Annotated in this window: 13 protein-coding genes; 3 read left to right on the top strand and 10 right to left on the bottom strand. The window is 39.5% G+C overall.

The annotated features are described in order from the left end of the window. Positions 1-156: 156 nt before the first annotated feature. From M3197_RS02535 to M3197_RS02525, 3 genes are all read right to left on the bottom strand, one after another. Positions 157-414, bottom strand: a complete 258-nt coding sequence (locus M3197_RS02535; RefSeq protein ID WP_251658435.1) for a PepSY domain-containing protein — start codon at positions 412-414, stop codon at positions 157-159. A gap of 70 nt (positions 415-484) precedes the next feature. Beyond that, the gene (locus tag M3197_RS02530; protein WP_251658434.1) at positions 485-718 is read right to left on the bottom strand and encodes a hypothetical protein; all 234 of its coding nucleotides are present in this window, start codon (positions 716-718) and stop codon (positions 485-487) included. Positions 719-746: 28 nt separating this feature from the next. Next, entirely contained in the window at positions 747-2045 is a 1299-nt protein-coding gene (locus M3197_RS02525) for a Zn-dependent hydrolase (RefSeq protein WP_251658433.1), read from the bottom strand. Positions 2046-2542: 497 nt separating this feature from the next. Here M3197_RS02525 and M3197_RS02520 point away from each other — a divergent pair, with 497 nt between their 5' ends. The 3 genes from M3197_RS02520 to M3197_RS02510 are packed head-to-tail and all read left to right on the top strand — an operon-like array spanning position 2543 to position 6811. Continuing rightward, positions 2543-4759, top strand: a complete 2217-nt coding sequence (locus tag M3197_RS02520; protein ID WP_251658432.1) for an EAL domain-containing protein — start codon at positions 2543-2545, stop codon at positions 4757-4759. A 23-nt stretch (positions 4760-4782) separates the two neighbouring features. Next, positions 4783-6417, top strand: a complete 1635-nt coding sequence (locus M3197_RS02515; protein WP_251658431.1) for a thiamine pyrophosphate-binding protein — start codon at positions 4783-4785, stop codon at positions 6415-6417. Beyond that, entirely contained in the window at positions 6380-6811 is a 432-nt protein-coding gene (locus tag M3197_RS02510; protein ID WP_251658430.1) for a carboxymuconolactone decarboxylase family protein, read from the top strand. The genes M3197_RS02515 and M3197_RS02510 overlap by 38 nt, the downstream gene beginning before the upstream one ends. Positions 6812-6923: 112 nt before the next feature. On the opposite strand, the gene M3197_RS02505 is transcribed toward M3197_RS02510, so the two are convergent. The 7 genes from M3197_RS02505 to M3197_RS02475 form a co-directional block, all read right to left on the bottom strand. Beyond that, on the bottom strand, positions 6924-8720 hold the full coding sequence (locus M3197_RS02505) for a S9 family peptidase (protein ID WP_251658429.1): 1797 nt from the start codon (positions 8718-8720) through the stop codon (positions 6924-6926). Between the two features lie 605 nt (positions 8721-9325). Continuing rightward, positions 9326-9751 (bottom strand): YfmQ family protein, encoded by a 426-nt coding sequence (locus M3197_RS02500; RefSeq protein ID WP_251658428.1) that lies wholly within the window; start codon positions 9749-9751, stop codon positions 9326-9328. A gap of 377 nt (positions 9752-10128) precedes the next feature. After that, complete coding sequence (locus M3197_RS02495; protein ID WP_251658427.1) at positions 10129-10767, bottom strand: YkyA family protein; 639 nt, start codon at positions 10765-10767, stop codon at positions 10129-10131. A gap of 30 nt (positions 10768-10797) precedes the next feature. Further along, positions 10798-11697: a polysaccharide deacetylase family protein gene (locus tag M3197_RS02490; RefSeq protein ID WP_251658426.1), complete on the bottom strand. Its 900-nt coding sequence runs from the start codon at positions 11695-11697 to the stop codon at positions 10798-10800. 448 nt (positions 11698-12145) lie between these two features. Further along, positions 12146-16933 carry a beta-N-acetylglucosaminidase domain-containing protein gene (locus tag M3197_RS02485; RefSeq protein ID WP_251658425.1) on the bottom strand — a complete coding sequence of 1596 codons (4788 nt, stop codon included), beginning with the start codon at positions 16931-16933 and terminating at the stop codon, positions 12146-12148. A 473-nt stretch (positions 16934-17406) separates the two neighbouring features. After that, complete coding sequence (locus M3197_RS02480; protein ID WP_251658424.1) at positions 17407-18324, bottom strand: LCP family glycopolymer transferase; 918 nt, start codon at positions 18322-18324, stop codon at positions 17407-17409. 326 nt (positions 18325-18650) lie between these two features. Continuing rightward, entirely contained in the window at positions 18651-22142 is a 3492-nt protein-coding gene (locus tag M3197_RS02475) for a right-handed parallel beta-helix repeat-containing protein (protein ID WP_251658423.1), read from the bottom strand. Between the last annotated feature and the right edge of the window lie 31 nt (positions 22143-22173).

Below are 22173 nucleotides of genomic sequence, written 5' to 3'. Positions count from 1 at the left end.
TGCATTACAAAGCTCGTACTTTCAAACAAATCCATAATGGCCTGTGGACATTTTCTTTGTATTTCAGCTAAACTTTGCGAATCCATGCTCTTCTGCTCTCTATATAAATCATGACATAAATATAGCTACTGCGCGCTAACACAGTAGCTATACCTACTAATCAAGCTTCACATTTAATACCTTCCCACTACTCGCATCCACTTTCACTTCATACTTCTGACCATCGCGTGTACGGATTTCGATTTCATAGATGACGGAACCGTGATCGTATTCTAATTCCGCTTTCACTACCTGCCCGGGTACTTGTTGCAAGGCGATCATCATTGCCTCCTCTATAGAAATCACACGATATCGAGGATTTTGCCAATGGTTTTCCCAATGTGGGTTTGGGGTCATCCAATTCTGATTTGTCAATCCATCTCCTCCAGTTCCCGTTCTCTATGACAGTGTATTCATAGTTGGGCAATGTGTGAGGAATTTGAGATCACATATTCATTTTCGAATACACGTAGACACCATAGAATGCTGGAATGAATAAGGCGATTGCAAGGCAAACGACAGCCGCAATTTTCGATTGCTGTGCGAGCCGCTGATCCTCCATTTTGAGATGTTGGAAGAAAGATAGTGTGAAGTACAAACAGCCTATCACGAACACAGCCGATACGATATTCAACCAATTGATGGCACCGAACATTGCTACATTTTCCAACCTAGTCACTTCACTCTCTTATATTTTTTCCATACATTCATGGCCGTCCCATCTGCTGTTCGATGAAATCTTTCAATACTTGCACACCAATTACACAATCACTCAAGTCCGTCCATTCTTCCGGATTATGGCTGATTCCTTTTTTACTTCGAACAAACAGCATGGCCGCGGGAATTTCTCTTCCTATCACCATGGCGTCATGGCCTGCACCACTGATTAGCTCCATCGGTTCGATTCCGAATTTAGTGATGGATTCTTTCATATCCGATAGTAATTCATCGTTTATCAACAGTGGTTGAACAGCTAATGTCTTTTGGCAAATAACGTCAACATTGTGTGCTGCTCCTGATTGTTCAGCTGCCACAATAATAGCTTTTACTAAAGCGTCACGTTTGTCTTCGTGGATATCACGTATATCTACAGTCAGCTCGACTTTCTGAGGAATTACATTGATACCATTTGGATAGACATTCAGTTTACCAATTGTTGCTACAGCTGTTTCACTAAATTGACGAGGTAATGATGAAACACTATGAATGAAGTGACTCGCTGCTACCATTGAATCCCTTCGATCATTCATTGGTGTGTTACCTGCGTGTCCTGCTTCTCCTTCGAACGTCACGTTCATCCATACTGGTCCAGCAATTCCTTTAACAACTCCGACAGATCGATCATTTTTTTCCAAAATCTTACCTTGCTCTATATGTAATTCTACAAATAATTCAATTTCGCTCATTTCTCGCTTTGCACGCCATACAGATGAAAGTGAACTACCATACTCTTCGATGACGGTTTCAAATGACTTGCCATCTTTGTCTATTTTCAAGTTCGTCTCTTGTTCAGTCAGTTGCCCAGTCATTGCATGACTTCCAGTTAGACCGGCACCAAATCTTGTGCCTTCTTCGTCAGAGAAAATAACAACTTCAAATGGTTTTCGAGGTAGATATCCGGTTTCTTTCCACGCTTCAACTACTTCTAAAGCAGCAATTACTCCAAGAGGCCCGTCAAAGTTTCCGCCATTCGGGACACTATCCACATGCGAACCTGACATAATCGTCGATCCCTTTTCGGTTCCTTCCATTCGACCAATGACATTTCCCGCTCCATCTTCAATTACCTTCAAACCCGCTTGTTCCATCCAAGACTTCACAACCTGCTTCGCCTGCTTTTCTTCAGTAGAGTATCCAGGTCGGGTCACTCCACCTTCTAACGATGCACCAATCATCGATAACGTACTCAATCGTTCTGCAACTCTCCTGCCATCAACGCCTCCACGTGATAGGGACTGATCATATCCGGCAGTTAATTTTGTCAATAAGGTTTCTGATGCAATCATCGATTTCACTCCTCTCATTACTTCTTTTTGAATTTGTGTAATAGGTTGACTATACCATAAACCGATGTACTTTTAGATCGAATCTCGGATTATCCGCTTGTTTTACAATCTTGGTTTCCTAGAGTTAAATGATGATTCGACTTTGAGTGAAGTAATTCTGTAAGGACTATTCTCTGTATCTATTTTTTTAACGGAATATTACATCTTCAAAACCAGAAATCTTTTCACTATTTCCCTTCAGAATCAGTTCATTTTACCCACACTTAGAAATACGAGACGGATAATACTAATTGCGCTTAAAATTATTGAATATACTATCAATACTTATAATTCCATGAAATATCGGATTAAGTACTAAACACCTATGCTATTCGGAATGTACGTGTTAAAATGCTTAATAACAAACTGTTTAAATTGATTTTTTGACACTAGAATTAGTACGCAATTACTATAATGATACAATTTATCTCTAAGAAGGTTAGGAGGAGATGTTACGGATGTCAGACCCCGACTACATTATAGCAGCCAACAAAATGTGTGAAGAGGCAGGTATGAACTCAACTAAAATGTCCGCCCCAAAACAGTTCTTAAGTAAGTCAGAGTTTGAAGAGAAGCGAATGGCGTATAGTGAAATCTTATCTGTCGTCAGGTTCTTTTCAAACAAATTGCTGAATTCCTTAAAAGGAACTCCCATTCTTGTCGTCGTTTCAGATGAAAATGGCTACCTCCTTTCGTCTGAAGGCGATGAAGCTATCAAGGCGATGAGTGACCAATTCGGGATTAAGCTTGGCGCACAATTCACACTGGAAGATACAGGCACAAACGTGGTAAGTCTATCCTTGCAACAAATGCATCCTATCAGCATCATTGGAAAGCAACACTATCATTCACCTCTCTATGGAATCGCGTGTTATGGGACAGCTTTTCTCAATAAAGAAGAAAATAATTTATTGGGTAGTATTTCAATTATGATGCCCATTGAATTTCAAAATCCGCTCTTTCTTTCAATGCTTGGTCAAGTGGTAGATTCGATTGAACGTGAACTACTTCTTCGTAGGCAAAATCGTAAGCTTAACATCTTAAACCAGATTATGCTAAAGAAAACAAGGAATGGAATTGTCATTACTGATGCAAACGGGATTACAACTGAATTCAATGAGTTCGCCGAAAAAATATCTAATAACAGTAGAGAATCTGTCATCGGTAGGAATATTTGTGATTCGCCGATAACAGGTGAGTATTTTAGGAAGGTTTTACATGAAGGAAAAAGCTTTAACAATGAAGAGATCAAATTTGAAGATGAAAACGGGATACAAGTAGTCTGCTTATTTGATGCGCAACCCATTTTTGAAGAAGACAAAATGGTCGGGGCTTTCGGCCAGTTCAGAGATATATCAAATCAATATAACATGCAAGAAAGGTATAATTACTTGGCTTACCACGATGATTTAACCCTCCTTCCGAACAGGAGATATATTCAAAATGAAATGGAATCCGCTATCGATGAAATCAATTCAGGTCAAAACCGCCAACTTGCTCTCCTGTTCATCGATTTGGACCGCTTTAAAATCATTAACGACAACTTCGGTCATTCATACGGAGATGAGCTACTGCACAAGGTTAGTGAACGTTTGTCGAGTGCTCTTGGAGAAAACGATACACTTGCACGAATGGGTGGAGATGAATTCATTTTTCTTCTAACTAACTTTAACAATCCGAGTTATGTGATACAAAAAGCAGAAGAGATTCTTAATCTCTTCAGTGAACATTTTCTCGTGAACAATAAAGAATTACACACGACGGTCAGTATCGGGGTCGCAATTTATCCTGACTATCCCCTATCAATGGAAAAGTTTTTGGTATATGCGGATAACGCCATGTATCAGGCAAAAGCTCAAGGTAAAAATCAATTCGTCATCCATACGAGCGACTTATCGGATCAAATGATTGCGGAGTCTGTTCTTGAAATCGAATTACGTAATGCGCTCGAAAATGATGAGTTTGTGTTGCATTATCAACCACAAATTCATAACATCACTGGCGATTTGATAGGATTTGAAGCGTTGATTCGCTGGCAACATCCACGTCTAGGAATGCTTGAACCTGGACGTTTTATTAGACTAGCCGAAGAAAATGGCCTCATCACCCAAATTGGCGAGTGGGTCATCAACGAAGCCTGTTTACAAAACAAAAAGTGGCAAGATGCAGGCATGACACCTGTCAAAATCTCCGTAAACTTGTCAACTCAGCAATTTTTAACTCGAAATCTTATTTCATATGTACAGGAAGTACTGGAACGTACAGCCATTAATCCTAAATATCTCGTTGTAGAGATCACAGAGAATATGGCGATGGAATACGAATATTCCATTTACGTTCTAAAAGAGCTGAAAAAACTTGGCATTGGCATCAGTATTGACGATTTCGGTACAGGATATAGTTCACTAAACTATTTAAAAAACTTTCCAATTGACTACATCAAGATTGACAAGTCATTCGTCAACGAATTGATGAATGATGTTAATGATGCCATCATCGTAATTGCTATCATTACACTTGCTCACAACCTAAAAATGGAAGTGATTGCAGAAGGAGTGGAGACACAAGAACAGTTGGACTTTCTAAAACAACATAACTGCGATATCATACAAGGCTATTTCTACAGCAAACCCATGTCTGTTTCTGAAATTGAGCATGTCTACTTGTTACACTAATTAGGATAGGGAGAGAGTTCAGTATGAAAAAAGTTGCATCTGTCTTAGTTGAAAATTTTAAACATTGGGGGATCCATCATGTTTTCGGCATTCCAGGGAAGGCTGTTTCCCCTATTCTTTTTGAACTCATAAGTTATGAAATGGAATTCGTACTTAGTAAACACGAAGGCGCAGCAGGATATGAAGCGACAGGATATTCGTTAATGAATGAAACGATTGGTGTTGCGATTGGGACATCTGGCCCCGGCGGCACCAATTTACTTTCCGCTGCTGGACAAGCAAAAGCATCTAATGTCCCACTTTTACTCATAACCGGACACCCTTCGATGAAAGATACGGGGAAAGCGATGGGACAAGACTCAAGTATTTTCGGAACCGATCTGACAGATATGTTTGAATCAGTGACAAAATTTAGTGCCCGGGTGGAACGCGGGGATATGTTGAAGCCTTTCTTACAGCATGCACTTGAAAAAGCAGTCTCCGGTGTGAAGGGGCCTGTGCATTTATCTATCCCGTTTGATATTTTACTTGAAGAAATCGAACCGTTTTTACTTGATTTCCCTACTTCCTACGAGCTGATTTCGCCGAAGATAAGTGAGGTAGCAGAACAACTAAGTAATGCGAGACGACCTCTCCTTTTCCTTGGGAAAGGCGTCCATTCCAGCAAATCTTATGAGGAAGTCCAGCATCTCGCAGAGCATTGGGAGATTCCTGTGATTACAACGCCAGGTGGAAAAGGAACGTTCCCTTCCAATCACTCTCTTTCTCTAGGCGCTTTCGGATTAGGAGGAACGCCTGAAGCATCGGCTTATCTCAGCGAAGGAGTCGATTTGCTTATCGTTATCGGTTCACAACTCAGCGACATGTCAATAGCTGGACTATCAGAAGTAATGTATCCAGAGCACATTCTTCACTTCGACTATAACCCAACATTCATTGGCAAATCAATTCCAGTACCCGCCACGCCGATACTCGGGGATATCAAATCGAATTTAGTAGCAATCTTGAAAGACATTCCGAAAACAAATCACGACGAATTTCTATCGAAAATTGAGAAGAAACCACTAGAAGAAAATACTCCTGGAAAGCGCATGTCGGCTGTCCAAGTATTGAAAGCGATGCGGAATACACTACCAGAGGAGGCAATTGTTTTCGGGGATGATGGCAGTCATTCGTTCTATGGCATCCAGCACTTTGATATCTACAAACCTGGCACGTTTTTCTTTGATGACATCTTTGGTGCAATGGGTAATGGTATCGGCTATGCTATTGGTGCAAAACTTGCAGCTCCCGAAAAACTGATTGTCTGCTTGGTTGGAGACGGGTGTCTGTTCATGCATGGGACGGAATTATCTACTGCATATAACTACGATGTCCCAGTACTATTCATCGTCGTCAATAACGGTAGATTGGATATGGTTGAAAAAGGCATGAGGAAAATGATTGGGACATCCATAGGTGGCATTTATGAAACCCCTCTTGACGCAACTAAATTTGCAGAATCAATGGGGCTAGAGGCGATTACTTGCCAGACTCCAGTAGAAATTTCCAATTCAATTCAAAAAGCACTCTCACGTATTCAAGAAACAAAAAAACCTTTCGTCATCGAAGCATTAGTCGATGAACACGAAATACCACCAACAATGGGGAGACAATGATATGGATCACAATGAGCGCTATGAAAAAGGAATACACGTAATGAACGAACTATTTTCTGAAGAGGTACAAACAGGTATGCGAAATATCCAAAAGATTTCACCTGATTTCTGGGATATGATTGTAACATCCGGTTTCGGGGATTTGTATGCGCGTAATACACTCACTATGGAACAACGTGAATACATCACACTAACAACACTTATTACTCAAGGCGCTTTTGACCAGCTTGGGGTTCACATCCAAGCCGCTTTAAACATTGGAGTGACTCAAGACGAAATTATTGAAATCATCATCCATTGCACAGGTTATGTAGGATTCCCGAAAGCCATTCAAGCTATGGGCATCGCTGGGGAGATTTTTAAGGAATATGAGTTGAATAACACTAAAATGTAAGTACCAAGTTTGAACAATATTAAAAAGCAACACGACCTCAAGAAGAATTTCTCTTGAGGTCGTGGCGCTTTCAATTAAAGTTGATTGTTAAAGTGAGATTGCATTTCAAACGTTAAAGACCAACACCAGCTATCATCGTCTCTTCAAAAAACTCCACAATACGACTATTCATGGAGATATGATTTTCTATTTTCTCCGTCTGGTGTCCCTCATTTTCAAAAACAACTAGCTCTACATCTTTTCCCATTTCTAACATTTGCTTAGTCAGTTGCTCGGCTTCGCTAACTGGGACTCTTGTATCATTCTTGCCATGAAAGACAAGTAAAGGTGCTTGGATCTTATCCAAATGATTAAGTGGAGCAATTTCTTCAAAAAAGTCATCATCTTCACCCAGTGTTCCATACTCATATTCCCTGATTTTTCTTCTCCAAGGTCCCGTATTCTCTAAGAATGTTTTAAAGTGAGAAATCCCTACAATATCTACTCCCGCTGCCCAGATTTCAGGGTAGTGTGTTAACGCAGCAAGAACCATGAAACCACCGTAGCTACGTCCCATAATCCCAATTCGACTGCTGTCGATTGATTTCGTTTGAACCAGATCTTCCACTAAACTTGCTAGATCTGCAACAGCATCCATTCGTTTACGCCCGTCATCCAATTGAATATAGTTTCTACCATATCCAGAACTTCCCCTTACATTTGGTGCGACTACAGCAAAATTTTTGGAAACTAAGTATTGTATGACCGGATTAAAATCAGCCCGTATCTGACTTTCTGGACCTCCGTGAACATAAACGACCGTGGCTTTAGGCTTCTGTCCTCTCGAAAAGTAAAAGTATGGAACTTCCAGACCATCAAAGGAGTTGAGCTTACACACTTCCGGTTCCGTTAAAAGATGCTCAATTTCTTTACACTGTCCAAAATATGTTAAACGCTTAGCTTGTTGCTCAAGAAAATCGTAACTCCAACTATCTCCTGGCAGAATCGGACTCTTAACCGCGAAGAGTAATCGATGATTATCCAACCAAGAAATCGAATCAATAACTCCGTCTGGAATGTTTTCCAAGACGGTAACCTTGTCAGTAAGTAAATCATAATTTTTCAGAACCGATTCCCCGCCTGCGTTCACGTTAATAATCAAGCTCTCATTTGTAGGAGATAGTGAAATTTCTTCGAGATCCCACTGTGGATCCATATACAGTCGCTCTAATTCACTAGGATCACTCACTTGAAAACGGTATAGCGCTAACTTATCTCCATTCACATCAGAGAGCACATATCCTGTAGTGCCATCACTCGAAAAGACTAGCGCTTGATATCTTGCCTGGCTTTCATTAAAACCAATTTTGGTCATCCTCTTAGTTTCTAAGTCAACAATCATCAATGATTTAAAGATATTGGTTTCTTGAATGGAAATGACAATTTTATTTTCTTCCCCTTTCAACCAACAAACAGGTGTGCATTTTCCATCAAATTGAAAGACGAGTTCTTCTTTCCTTGTCGATAAATCCAATACATAAATATCAAAGTAACCAATATTCCGTCTATTACTAGCGTACATAATCTTATACCCATCGGATTTCCAGCCACCGAAAATATGAAAATGATTTGGCGAAAAGACAAGAGCTTCAAAACTGCCGTCTTCCTTCATTAAATAGAACTGCTGCTTTTCATTCCCTTTATCATCCATTCCTACAATCGTTTGTTTCCCAGAAGAAGAATGATAGACGGACATGACTCGTTCCTTAAACTGACCAAGTAATTGTACGTCATCATCAGCACCTGTCCATAGATATGCTTGAGGAATCCCCGTCTTTTTGCTGATGAAAGTAAATTGGTTCGTATGAGGAATTACGACGGGACTATAAGCGCTTACAACATTTAAATAGAACGATAGATTGTCTTCCATTACTACACCTCTTTTTCGATTTGTCTGTCAGTTTATGATACCTAACTGTCGAAATTCTTTCATACCTAACAAACTGAAGAACAAAAAAATAATCTTTTGTGACTGAGTGTATGAACATTATAATTATTAATATATCCACATCACCATAACGGCTCAATTTGTTCACGTACCACAAAGACCTTAACGTTTAGCTTTTTTTACAAAGAAGTATTCCTGTTTGACATTTAGCGCACAACACGTTTATTTCTATCGTCTTTATTGGCTTCTCCTTGTTAAATGGTTAATACTTATGAGGATTTATCACAATAGGTTTCATCTAATCACTCGATCAGCATGTAATTGCAGAATAAAAGAGTACCATTGCCTGATGGTTCATGATGAGACAGTGGTACTCTTTTATACATTTTAGTCTCTACGGTCGCAGCATAATAAGAGGTTTAATTTACAAAGTCTAAAATTTCTATAATTATTAGTTTGCACAAAAAATCCTTTATTTTAGGTTGGAGGCAGTAACCTATCCAACTCCAAAATAAAGGATCCTGCAATGGATAATTGTATATCATGCTTGTTCTTCTATTAACCTTATGCTAATTGAAACCCTTAGTTTACATAGTGAATTTTTGTAGATAGTCAGAACTAATACTATAAGAAAAAACTTTCTCCTTGTACTGTTTGACTACGTCAACATGATTATCGGAACTATAAACAAAGAAATTAATCTCTTTTTTCCTATTTTTCATGTTGATGATATATGGAGTAACATTAGTCACAGGTTGGAGAAATAACTTTTCATTGCCTGGAAATATATCGTGTTTTTTCAAGAAGTTAGATTTATTAAAATAGTCCGTAAACCTATCTTTTTCTTCTTCTTCTAAATGCTTTCCGTTAAATGTTATCGTAATATCTTTTGTGTCAAGATGCGGATGCAGTTCAAATTTACTTAGCCCCCATGCCACAACTGCACTTGGAGGACTCATTAACATTTTGACAAAAAATCCAATCAATATCGAACTAGCCAAAGCCCATGTCATATCAAATCCACTCCTTCAGTAATAATATCTGGTTCCCAATATAGCTATGGGCATTTATTTTACAGCATGTAATATATTATCAGAAGTCTAGTGGTTGTCAAATGGAGGATGTTTCTTAAATGGAGCTATGTACAGCATCTTTGTATAGTAGTTTAGACGATGTACGTTCACCACTGTTTTTCATGTGATTTTGCTCATTATATGGTCCTTATTTTTGGTTATGGACAGGAACTACCTGCACCTACTTATAAAGGACTTTTTGTTATAATTTTGAGTTTTTTGTTACTATTGGGTTTAAATTACTGCGACGCAAGTGATTTTGTAATTAAAGTAGCGTGCGAATTCAGTGATCGACATCAAGTTATTTGATAATCAGTCTAACTTATATCAGCCATCTTAAAATAATCAATCATTACCTTATTATACTGCTCGGTAATCTCATTAAATTGTTCAACAACCTCAGACATATGTAGACTATCTTCGTTTATGACATCAATCTCACCTTCAAGTTTATCCAGTTCAAATTTGTCTTGTTCAAGATGTTCGAAGAATGAACTTTGTGATTTCAATTGATTTCGATAGGTATCAAAGAAGTTCTCCATCAGCTTTTTCCGACTGTTCATGAGTGTCACAAGCTTCGTTGTTTGCTTCTTTTGGTCCTCATCTTGTATCAGCTCAATGTTTTCTTTAATGGCCATCAATTTACTATAAGCGGTTTGGAAGTTTTCTTCAGCTTCATTCAGCTGCTGCTTTTCCATAGATAGTTCGTGGTCTCCCACCCTTTGTTTAATGGCGTCAATGTCATTGAAGTCAAGACTTTGTACATCCTGGTAAATTTCTTGTACCCTTTTTCTAGTATCATCTAACTGCTTTTGGTTCGCTACGAATTTCTCTTCAAAGGATGCGGACTCCTCCATTTTCTCATGTATTTCAGCAGCTTGTTTATGGTCAGATTGACAACCAGACAGAAACGTAAATAAACCTAAAATCATGACAAGAAAAACTAGTCGTTTCAACTTAAATCCCTCCTCGATTCAATCAGTGATTTAGCTGATTGAATTACAGCGACCTTCACATTGAAATGTTACGGGTGGTTGTTCATTGGTGAGTACTTTCGTTCGATACCCTTGCTTTTTAATGTAAGATAGCAACTCGGGCAAGTATTCTAGTGTATGGGGTTTGTCATGCAGTAGCACGACTGGTGTAACACCTGCTTGCATATACCGATCGATTTCCTGCTTTGTATGTTGTACATACCGTCTATCCTTTAGTTCCCAGTCGCGACTATCCACATTCCAATCCCACACCTTGAAATCGCCTTTGTCCAATAAATATCGCATCTCTTCGGTTAAATACGGGATGCTCCCGTAAGGAAGTCGGATAAGATTGGAACGTACCCCCGACACGTTCTGTAGAATGTCCCGATCCTCGGACATTTCATCTACTGGAGCAGACGGACTGCTGTAGATTTTTCCTGCTTCATGAGTAATCCCATGTAAGCCAAGGCCAAAGCCTTCGTTTTTCATGCGGACTACTGATTTGGTGTGCTCCTTTATATTGGGTCCTATCATAAAGAAAGTGGCTTTCATTTGAAAGGCATCCAAGATGTCTATCAACTGATCCGTAACAGCAGATGGACCATCGTCAAATGTTAAATAAATTGCTTTCTCTCGTTGATCGACTTCATTTTGCTTAGCAACTGCTTGCTTTCTTGCAATTTCCTTATCTGCTCTTTCTTTTAAGATAATCGAGTGCCTTAAAGGGGATTCTCCAAAACCTACCATCGGTTCAAACGAAACTGACAAAGTTTCTAAGGGTTTGTTATGTAGACTGGACATAGCCTCATCGTTTTTATTTGAAACAACTAATTCTACCAATAAAATCACAACTGCAACCACTAGAATAGCCGACAGAACTTTCCCCTTGTTGGTTATATGTTTTTGCAAGTTTCCTCCTCCTCTACTTGATCGATTCAATCTCAACAATGTCATTAAGTCTAGATCATAAAACAGGACTAACTCTATCTTTCAACAGTTCTTTTGTCCTATAACCACATTGTCTTGCGAGCTATTTCATTAACTTTATGTATTTATTATATTTGTATATCGTAACACATTTTCATCTATTTCAGGTGTTGTGACGTGCTATTAATTGTCATATTCTCCACCAATAGTCCTTCTTGAAAGTACATCAAAGTACGGTTATTCATCAATTATGCATACTCACAGGTAAGTACTTGTAGGAGTACTCGTCTGTTAATCGCTATGTGAAAATTTGAAAGCATAAAAAACCCCTATCTAGCACTAGATTATTAGCTAGATAAGGGTGATACCTACTTAATTTTGTTTAGCATAACGCTAAGCGCATGATTCACGTTTTTTTTGCAAACTGACTCTATTTTTCTAACCGCTTTTCGATTAGTACATCCACACCTTCAGTAAACCCTTGATGAGCCACTCTTGTAATTTGTTTCTTACGCAATTGCTTATTAACTAGAGACTTGAATTTATTTAATTCCTTCACGACTTTCTTATTTCGTTTTTCCTCATCTTCCTTGTCTTTGTCTTTGCTATCTTCCTTCTCGATCTTGGCTATCTGCTTTTCTAAATCTTTTACTACTTTCTTATCTAAGATATCATCTGACTTTTTGTATTGTGCAACTAGTCTATAGAGATCGGCTATTTCAGTGATTTGTTGAGATGGTACTTTTTCTACAGTGACAGTTGAAGTTTTCATTACTGTTTCTACTCCGTCTTCTGCCAACGTAAATCTAACTTCGTAAGTGCCAGGTGCATTATGATCAAAACCATCTGATTCGATAACGACGTGTTGAGTCGCATCGTTCCCTTTTGAATCTAAAGCAACTGTAATTAGAGATCGTAAATCTATCTCTTCTCCAGCTGTGATTGTTGTGTTTTTAACCTCTAATTTAAGCGGCTTGGGACTAATTATTAGGTTGTCCAATGCCACCTGAAGGTTAGTTGTCGCTTGATCCACTTCTGATTGAGATACATTTGTTTTCTTATTCACTTCTTTCGCTTCTAGCAATGTTTCACTTAACACTTTCCAGCTTTCTGCAGTATAGTCCGCCTGCTCTTTCTTCTCCGCTTCTGCGATGGCCGAAGCGAGTGCTGTTTTATCAACCTTCTCAACTAAATCTTTGTTAGTTGAAATATTCATTTCGTAGATAAGCGGCTGGACATCTTCCCAAGACAATTTAATTTCAAAAATATTGTCATACGAAGAATTGTATAAGGTATTTAGACTGCTATCCAATGTGCCTAGTTCAACCCACTCGTCAACTCCTACTCTAGCATTTACAGTAGCATTCGAAATATTGTTTGAGCCTTGAACGATTGTTATTGCCGTCACATCTGTATTTTCTGATAAACGATAAGTTAAGCTACCGTCCTTGTGATTTTTCATATTCGGCTTGAACGCTGTCGTCAAATCACCATCAAATAGCTGACCTGGACCGAATCCTTCTTCTTCGATTGGCTCCGCTACAAATGTTGGATTGTTCTCTGTCTTTACGAACTCTCCACCATTAATCAGGAGTTCATTGATATGAGCAAATCGTGCAGAATAATTCGCTGTATATAGAATGCGAATGTATTTCGCTTCAACTCCACCAATCTGTTCATTACCAAAATAATAGTTTCCAGGATTTACAGAGTCATGCGTATACCCGTCTTTAATCTTATCAGAGTAATCCGGTGTGCCGCCTGACATGTTGTCTTCGCCATCACCTAATGTTGCGATATTCGTCCATGTTTTGTTATCCATCGACAATTGTACAACCGCGTCTCGAATATAGTTACTATCATTTTCATCATTGTAAATTCGGAGACTGTTAAAGATTCTTGGCTCACCAACAGAATAGGTGATATATTCACCTTTTCTTTGATAATCCGCGAAAATTGTCTTCGTCCCCAAATTTTTATCAAACAAATTAAGAAGTGTACCTTTCTTTCTAGAGTCGTTTTCCGACCAGTTTGGTGCAGTTCCCATAGTCGTTTCAACAAACTCCGGTCCGCGAATTTCTTTTGATAAAACATTGAATTCGTTCATGTTAAAATTAACGGCTTCATCTGTATTGTTCATAAATCGTACATAACGAGCAATCGTTCCTTCTTGCGGAGTTAACCATTCCACTGCATTCGTAGAAGCTTGCAGCACAAGTTTTCCGCTCGTTTCGGACGCAGTAACGACGTCCAATTCCTTAATACGTTCTAATTTCACACCGACAAACTCTCCTGATTGAAGTGTGATATCCGACGTTTTACTTAAACTCGTGCTTTCAAGTGAATGTTGCGAAGGAATTCCTTTGTACGAATCATTATTGGTATACGTAAATTCAGAATCTGATTTTGCAGGTTCTACCTTAATTTCACTAAACTTTAGCCAAACAGGAACGTTTTTTAGATTTTTAACGCGTACATATCTCGCTTCTACCCCTGTTAAATCTTCTTCAATTTTATCCATTCCTGATGCTTTCCCTTTATACTCTTTGAACTTTGTATAAGTTACATTGTCTTTGGAGTACTCTAACTGATAGTCTGTCCACTTATCCGCATTGTCTCTGCCGATGGCGAATGAAACCTTTCCAAGATTGCTCACTTTCAGTAAATCCACGCCAATATAATCGCCAACAACAGACGTGTCTTTTACTGTACCTGACGGATTGTACCAAACAAAAGTCGTGTCATTCCCATCAAATAGATTTGCTTCTGTTCCTTGATAGAGTGTGAAATGCTCAGGCACCATCAACTTCGACTCCAACTCTTCAACTGGTTCTTGCTGTTCATTAATAACAATATCTTTAATACCGAACCAAGTACCTTCACGATTTTCTGTTGCAATCAATCGAACACCTTTTACTTTCAAATTTAAATTTTCCACAACAGCTTGAGTAACATGGCCAAACACTTCACCTTCAATGTCTGTCCATGTTGAACCATCTACTGTCACTTGCAACTTACTTGCATTAAATGCATCGCTATTATTTCCGATTCTGCCTAATTCAAAGCGCGCGGAATTTAATGTAAACGGCTTTTCATAAAGTACGCCAATATACGTTCCAACCGAAATGGAACTCGGTATTTTATAGACAACCTCCGTATTTGCATTATTATCTAACAAGTTTTTTAAGTCCCCAGTTGGTGTATCTGTACGATTAGTAATGACACGCACACTGTTCAGATCTGGATTGACAATAGATTGTACTTTCATAGACACATCGTTCAAAAGTGTTTTTACAAAAGGAACGATATGCTGCACGCCTACTTCTGCATATTGATAGTGGTCAATATAGCTAAACAGATGATTTTTTGAAGCATCAAATGCAGCCTGACCTTGGCTGTAGTGCTCCCATACAGACGGCTTGTCCCCTGCTTCATGCGCAATCTCTGCTTTTAGTAAAGAAATCGCTGCATTGGCTGTATCAATCGCACTATCTAACCAATAAATGATTTGATCCCGCGTTCTCGCATTCCCAGGATTCTCTTTATAGGTTTGTGCCGCATTTAAAATCGTTTCAAATTCTGTAATCAGCTCTGTTGCTTGATCAGTAATTGGTTCATTTCCAAGTGCTGTTTTAAAAGCATTCAACTTCGGAGCTAATTCAACCGACTCTTCTAGCTTTGCGACACGACCGTCCATGTTTTGGTTAATCATATGCTTCGACAACTCTTTCAACGCATTCGATGCCGCTGTTTCATTATTGTTAGCATGGTCCACATAAGCAAACGCGTCATTCCAGTTTTGGTCCGCTTGTTCAGAACTATCCCATATATTCCAAGCATAATCTGCATTCGCAAATATCGCTATTTTACTCGGCTCCGCTTGTTGCATCGGATTGAGTACAATGCCTTCAATATTTTCTGGATTCACATTAGGCTGTAGGAATGTCTCATGCCCACCCATGATTAAATGCTGTTTAGAGTTATCCGTACACGGCCAATTAATCCAGAGATACGGTCCTCTTCCAGCATTTTTAGTGAACGTTGAAGTGAAATGATTCGATACTTCACCCCAAACCTTACCACCTGTTTGGATCACACTCACAGACTTCGGCAATTCTCTTAGTGTTTGAATTTGCCCACTTTCTCCCCATCCCATATAATCATTCGGACAGAAAATCATATCCGTGATGAGTCCGTCGTAATCAGTTTGTTTCTCCACTAACCAATTCGTCAAATCCGTCATTAATCGTACGTAAGTTTGCGCCCCTTGTGGAGGAACGCCAGCGTCATCCGCTAAAATACCGAACTTCCTCACTCCCGAATCCATTAACTGCGTAAACTTCTCTTTAATGATTGCTAAATCGTGTTGATAGTTTTCTTCTGTATTAAATCGGATTGCATTATTCATAAATGGGTGCAGTGTATATACAAATCGCGTCTTACTTGCATTTCCTGCTTCTGCAAGATGACTGATTTTCTCTAACTCGACTGGTGTATATAAGTCCCTCCATTTCCCGTTATGTTTTGGATCGTCTTTCGGCGCATAGATGTATGAATTCATTTTAAAGTCACCGCCAAAAGTCATGAGATCTGCACGGTCTTCATTTGACCACGGTTCTCCGTAATATCCTTCAATAAATCCTCTACCTTTAACATCTGCGTAATCTTTGATGAGTAACTCTTCAATCGACCGATTCTGCATTTGTTTAAAAATATGTTTAACCGTCGTAACTCCGTAGAAAGCAGAGTCAATATCTTTTCCTAAGATGGCAATGACATTATCTTGAACAGAGACAATATTCGCATCGAGTTTCGCCAAGATTGTTTCGTCCCTCAACTCGTTGTCTTTAAAGTAGCTGTCTACAGTTTCACCTGATTTATGAATGCCCACCAAAAAGTTCGTTCGATCTGCAACGATTTCTGCTGACTCCGTGAAAGTAAGTTCTTTCGAGTTCAACAGTTCTTCCACTCGATTTTTCGTATATTGATCTACTTGTGTTTCATAAACCACGTTAACTGAATCGCTCACTTCGAATTGTTGTCCACTATACGTAATCTCATGTGGATTCGGGTAAATTGTATACGGTTTCATTTCATCTGTCGGTTCAGCAGCGTGTACTACTTGAATTCCAGACAAACCAATAGACCCAGCAATCGTACTTACTAACATGAGTAAAGCAACAGCCAAACTAGCGATAGACTTTTTACTCTTTTTCAAGCTCCATTCCTCCATTTCAGTTTTGTAATTATTATCAACTGGTATATACCAGTTAATAATAGCAATATACCACAAGGCGAATAGATAAAGAGCAATATTTTATAAATGATTCAGAATACTTAGTTTTAAAAGGGTGTAAATGCCTATTTATATAATAAGATTGAATGTTAAAATAACTAGGAATTTTAAGTACCAGTACTTTTATCAACTACAAGGTGTGAGAAAACAAATAGGAATTGTTGAACTACCAATAGAGTCTCACCCTCGTATTAAAAGAAGCGCTCAGTGAAACAGTTTATTTCTATTAAACACGTTGGGTACTATTTAGCGAAATGAATCAAAATTATTAACTACAAGAAATAAATATAGCCTTCTGGTCAGCTGATTGACCAGAAGGCTATATTTAAAGGGACTCCAAGTGGGCGCAGTATGAATAGTACGATTCACCGTTTTCTTACAGCACACTTAAACAGTTAGCCACCATATTCAGTAATCATATCTTTCGTTTTTGTTAACTCATCATCGGGCACCATCAAATACCAAATATCATTGATGAATTTTCCCTTACCTGTCATTTGGTAAGATGTCGTATTAGCACTCACATTTCTATAGTTCGTCATTAAATTCTGCATATCGGCAAACTGCATATTCGTTACCATGTTTTTCCCGAGAATATCTATCAATTTATGGATCTTGGTCACTGAAGTCAAACTTGCTCCACTCTCAAGTACACCTTGAATGACTTGACGTTGTCTTTCATTACGTCCCACATCACCTTCTGGGTCCTTTTTGCGCATCCGAACATAGGAGAGCGCTTGTTTTCCATCTAGCGTATTCGTACCTTTAGTGAATGTATAGCCATCCTGACTAAACTCCAATGTGTTATTTACTGTAATCCCACCAACTGCATCGACTAACTGTTCCAAGCCTTCCATATTCACTCGTACGTAGTAATCCAAGTCAACATCTAAAAAGTTTTCTACCGTAGCGACAGACATCTCACTACCTCCAAAAGCATAAGCATGGTTAATTTTATCCTCTACGCCTTTACCGATAATTTCAGTACGACTGTCTCGCGGGATACTAACCAGTTGCATTCTGGAGTGCGTAGGATCCAATGTCATGACAATCATCGTATCAGATCGTCCGCGATCACCTTCGCGTTCGTCAACTCCAAGCAACAATACATTCAACGATTCCCGATTCTCCAATTTCTTCTTTGTTACTTCGGTATCGATCGCTTCTACAGGTTCATGACTCGTTTCATTAACCGTAGATTTGATTGAACTATAAACTGTGAATACGTAAATTCCGATAGTCGCAACCAATACAAATACGATGAGAAGCGAGATCCACAACCATTTTAATTTACTACGTTTCTTTTTTTTCAATTAGTTCAACTCCTGAGTATTCTGTTTTAACAGAGGTATAGTGATCTTGATAATTACCAACAGAAATATACAAATAGTCTCGAAAAGCGTATCAATTTGGCGAGTTCTGTTATTTTAGATTATAACCTATTGTGATGAGCAAGACAGCATTAGATTGAATTAAAAGTCCTATTTCCAGAGTAAACTGCACTGAGTTTTTATCAATGTTGTTATATTTTACTTAAAAGTTACAATACTAGAAAAGTACACTGGCGCGCGAAACAAACGTAAATGTTTAAACAAACACGTTTGTTTCATGCAAGGTATATTTTTTACCCCAGGGGAAATCAGCTTTCCAATAAAACCAAATCATCTCTTGTAATTTCCTTTTTCAGCTCTTTTCTCAACTGGTTGCTGGTCGCCACAGCCAGGCGGTAGTCGACTTTTCGAGTCATCTCTTTCGCCATCTTTTTAGCGAGACCAGCATTTCCAAAGGTTTCATTCCTTCTTTTATAAATGTCTTGGTAGTGCCGAGACAGCGCATCCTTCGCTTCAACCGTTATGCCATATCCTTGAATATAGAGTTCCGTTATCTCCATTAGTTCTTCTGGAGTATAATCTTCAAAATATAATGTGAGCCCGAAACGGCGGCGTAGCCCTGCGTTGCTGTCTAGGAAGCTGGTCATTTCTTTTTCGTAGCCTGCCGCAATCAGCAAGAATTCCCCTTGTCTATCAGACATTTGCTTCAGTAGCACTTCCACGGCTTTTTTTCCGTAGTCATTTTCGCCTCCACCTACGAGTGTGTACGCTTCGTCGATGAACAGTGCACTTCCCATTGCGCGTTCAATCTGGGCTGCTGTACGCTTTTCCGTTTCACCAATATGCGAACCGACTAAATCGCTGCGATCCACTTCAATCAGTTCGCCTCTTTCGAGTAATCCAAGTGCTTGGTAGATTCCTGCAAGTACGCGAGCAATCTCGGTTTTGCCTGTTCCAGGTTTTCCGATTAGGAGTGTATGATTCATCAGCTTTTCAGCTGAATGATTTTCTCTTTTGTAATACCTCATCAGTTCAATCATTTCATCGATTTCAGCTTTCACTGTCTCAAGACCGATAAATTGATGGAGTTCTGCCCTTTTCTTTTCAAGTAGTGCCTCATCAATCGGAATCGTATAACTTTTCCTATCTCGGTCTTTTACTACTCGAAGAACATCTTCTTCTTCAAAAGTCATCAATAACTCTTCTGACCATTGGTCCCGAGGGAGCTGCGCAATTCGTAGGGACTGGGCTAATCCGATCTGATCGTAGAGCGAGCGTACCATTCGGGCATTACTAAACGTCTGGTCGCGCTTGCGATATCGTTCAATGAACTCATCCTGTATGGCGTTCTTGGCAGCGACTGTGACCGAATAGCTTCCTTCACACTTGGCTAAGAAGAGTTGCATCAGCTCATCAGGTGTATAGTCCTGGAAGTGGATCTTTTCAGTAAATCGATCCTGCAATCCTGGATTCGACGTTAAGAACTGATCCATGTCCTCTGTATAGCCCGCTGCAATGACAACGAATTCACCACGATGATTTTCCATTGCCGGAAGCAATGTGTCAATGACCTTTTTTCCATAATCGTTGCTTGAGTTCTTTCCTGCTGTAAGCGAATAAGCTTCGTCTATGAAGAGTACCCCGCCCATCGCTTCTTTGATCTTCGACTTCGTTAATTCCTCAGAACTCCCTACGTGAGTACCGACAAGGTCCTCTCGCTTCACTTCAACGAGATGCCCTTTCTTTAAGAGGCCTATCCACTTAAAAAATCCACCCATGAGTCGTGCAATGGTTGTTTTCCCAGTGCCGGGATTTCCTTTAAACACCATATGAGGTGCTGCCAGTTTAATGGTTTTCAACCCGCGTTCTGCTTTAAAGTGGTTGATTTCCACTAGATTCATCATGTCGCGCAGTTTGTTTTTCACGTCTTCCAGACCAATGAAATCATCCAGTTCGCTCATTAAAATGTCCAGCATCTCTGGATTGCTAAAGGCTGCGTTTGCGTCACTCTGTCCCGTTAGTACTCTTACTCTAGGTCCGTCCGCCACTGGAGGGATCGACAATTCCGTATTTTTCAATACCGGTTCGCTGTTATCCAATCGTTTCAAATCTCCTGCACGATTATTATCAAAGCGGCAGTCTTCGAGCACAGGACCGGATCTTTCTAGCTGCAATCCAGATTTTGTTCCATTTATCACCTCGGTAACTTTAAAGAGAGCGGAAGAACAATCCTGCAAAACAATTTGGTCCGCGCGATGTCCGTGTACTCTAGTATCCGTTATTTCAGCACGTCCTACCTGACTCAACGACATCCCACATGAGCTGCCATCATAGAGTTCGCACTCTATCACATATATTTCGGAAGACTTCGTTGCGCTCACTTGCGCTCTTTTATGATTAAACAATACCGTCCGTTCCAGTGAAATGGTTGTCCCTGGTCCAGCAAGTACCCCATTCTTTTCTCCATTAGAAATCCTGCAATCCGTAATTTCTGCATTTGCATTTGTACTCAGTAATATGTTCGATCCTTTGTGGCCGATGAGAATACAGTTAGCGACTTCTATTGTAGATTCTTTAGCGGACACCCCCGCACTTTTACCACTCTTGACTTCAGTTGCCGTAACAATTAGTTCTGATTGTTCAGCAGCAAAAATTTGTATATCCTCGTGATGAGTGACCTGCGAATCTGAAATCTTCACTTGACTGCCAGCTGAATAAATCCCTATGGTTTTCCCATTTTCAATTTGACATCCAAGAATCGTCATAGTACTTTGGCCAGATGCCGACAGCTGCGTCATTTGATTGTACTTCACCTCGGATTCAGTAATCGTACACGAAGAATTCTCGCAAACGATTCCTCGTTCTTCCCCTGAAAGAAACTGAGTTCGTTGAATCGAAACATTACTTTGTTTAATACAGTTCAACTGGTCACTTTTTTGTCCTTTAAACAGCGAATCTGAAATTTCAACAGAAGAGCCATTAATGGCAATCCCCACGGAGTTTCCATTTTCGAACGTACTGGACTCTATTTCAAAATGCGACCCATTTGCAAGGTCTACATGACTGAGATTTTGCATAACAAAGGTACAGTTCTTCATGCCCCCTTTAGAATGGTTACAATAAATTCCCTGCGCCTTCCCAAAATAGAAATTCGTCTGTTCTAAATCTAAAAAGCTATCCTTTTCCAAATATATTTGCGGGCCGCTATTTTCTATGAAGGAACTCTTTGTAATCGCGCATCGACTGCCGCCTGTCAGGAAAATTCCTTCTTCCTGTCCGCTTAAAATCCCGCAATCTGTTAGGGAGAGTTCCCCTCCATCGCACACAGTAAGCTGTGCCTTCTCGATTGTTTCTTCTACTATACAATCGAACAGAGTCAAACGCCCTGACACTCCGATGCCCTGAATATTCTTCTTGAATATCGTATGCTCAGCAGACACTTTAGCCGATTCATCCACCCTCATAGCGATTCCTTGAATCTCAGAGAAAAGACAGTGATGTAGGGTTAACTTCCCTGACTGTATATGAAGTCCATAATCAATCGGAGCAGTGCTGCAACCGACAGTGATCGATTCAATATGCACTTCATCCATTAAAAAGATATAAACACCGCCTGTTATACAGACTGATCGAGTATCCCTACTAGAACTTCTGAGGATAAGTGGCTTATCTACAATCACATATTCATGGTAGATGCCATCATCAATTTCCACTGTATCTCCTGGCAAAGCTACCTGAATTGCCGCATTGATTGTTTGATAGCCTGAAACATTATGCTCAGAAACATTAATGATCGCCACATGCCTTTCCTCCCTTCTCTTTAAAAATTTT

The organism is Sporosarcina aquimarina (genome assembly GCF_023715615.1).
Taxonomy (GTDB): domain Bacteria; phylum Bacillota; class Bacilli; order Bacillales_A; family Planococcaceae; genus Sporosarcina; species Sporosarcina aquimarina_A.
Note: the sequence above shows the minus strand (reverse complement) of the source record. Positions and strands in the feature narration are given on the sequence as shown.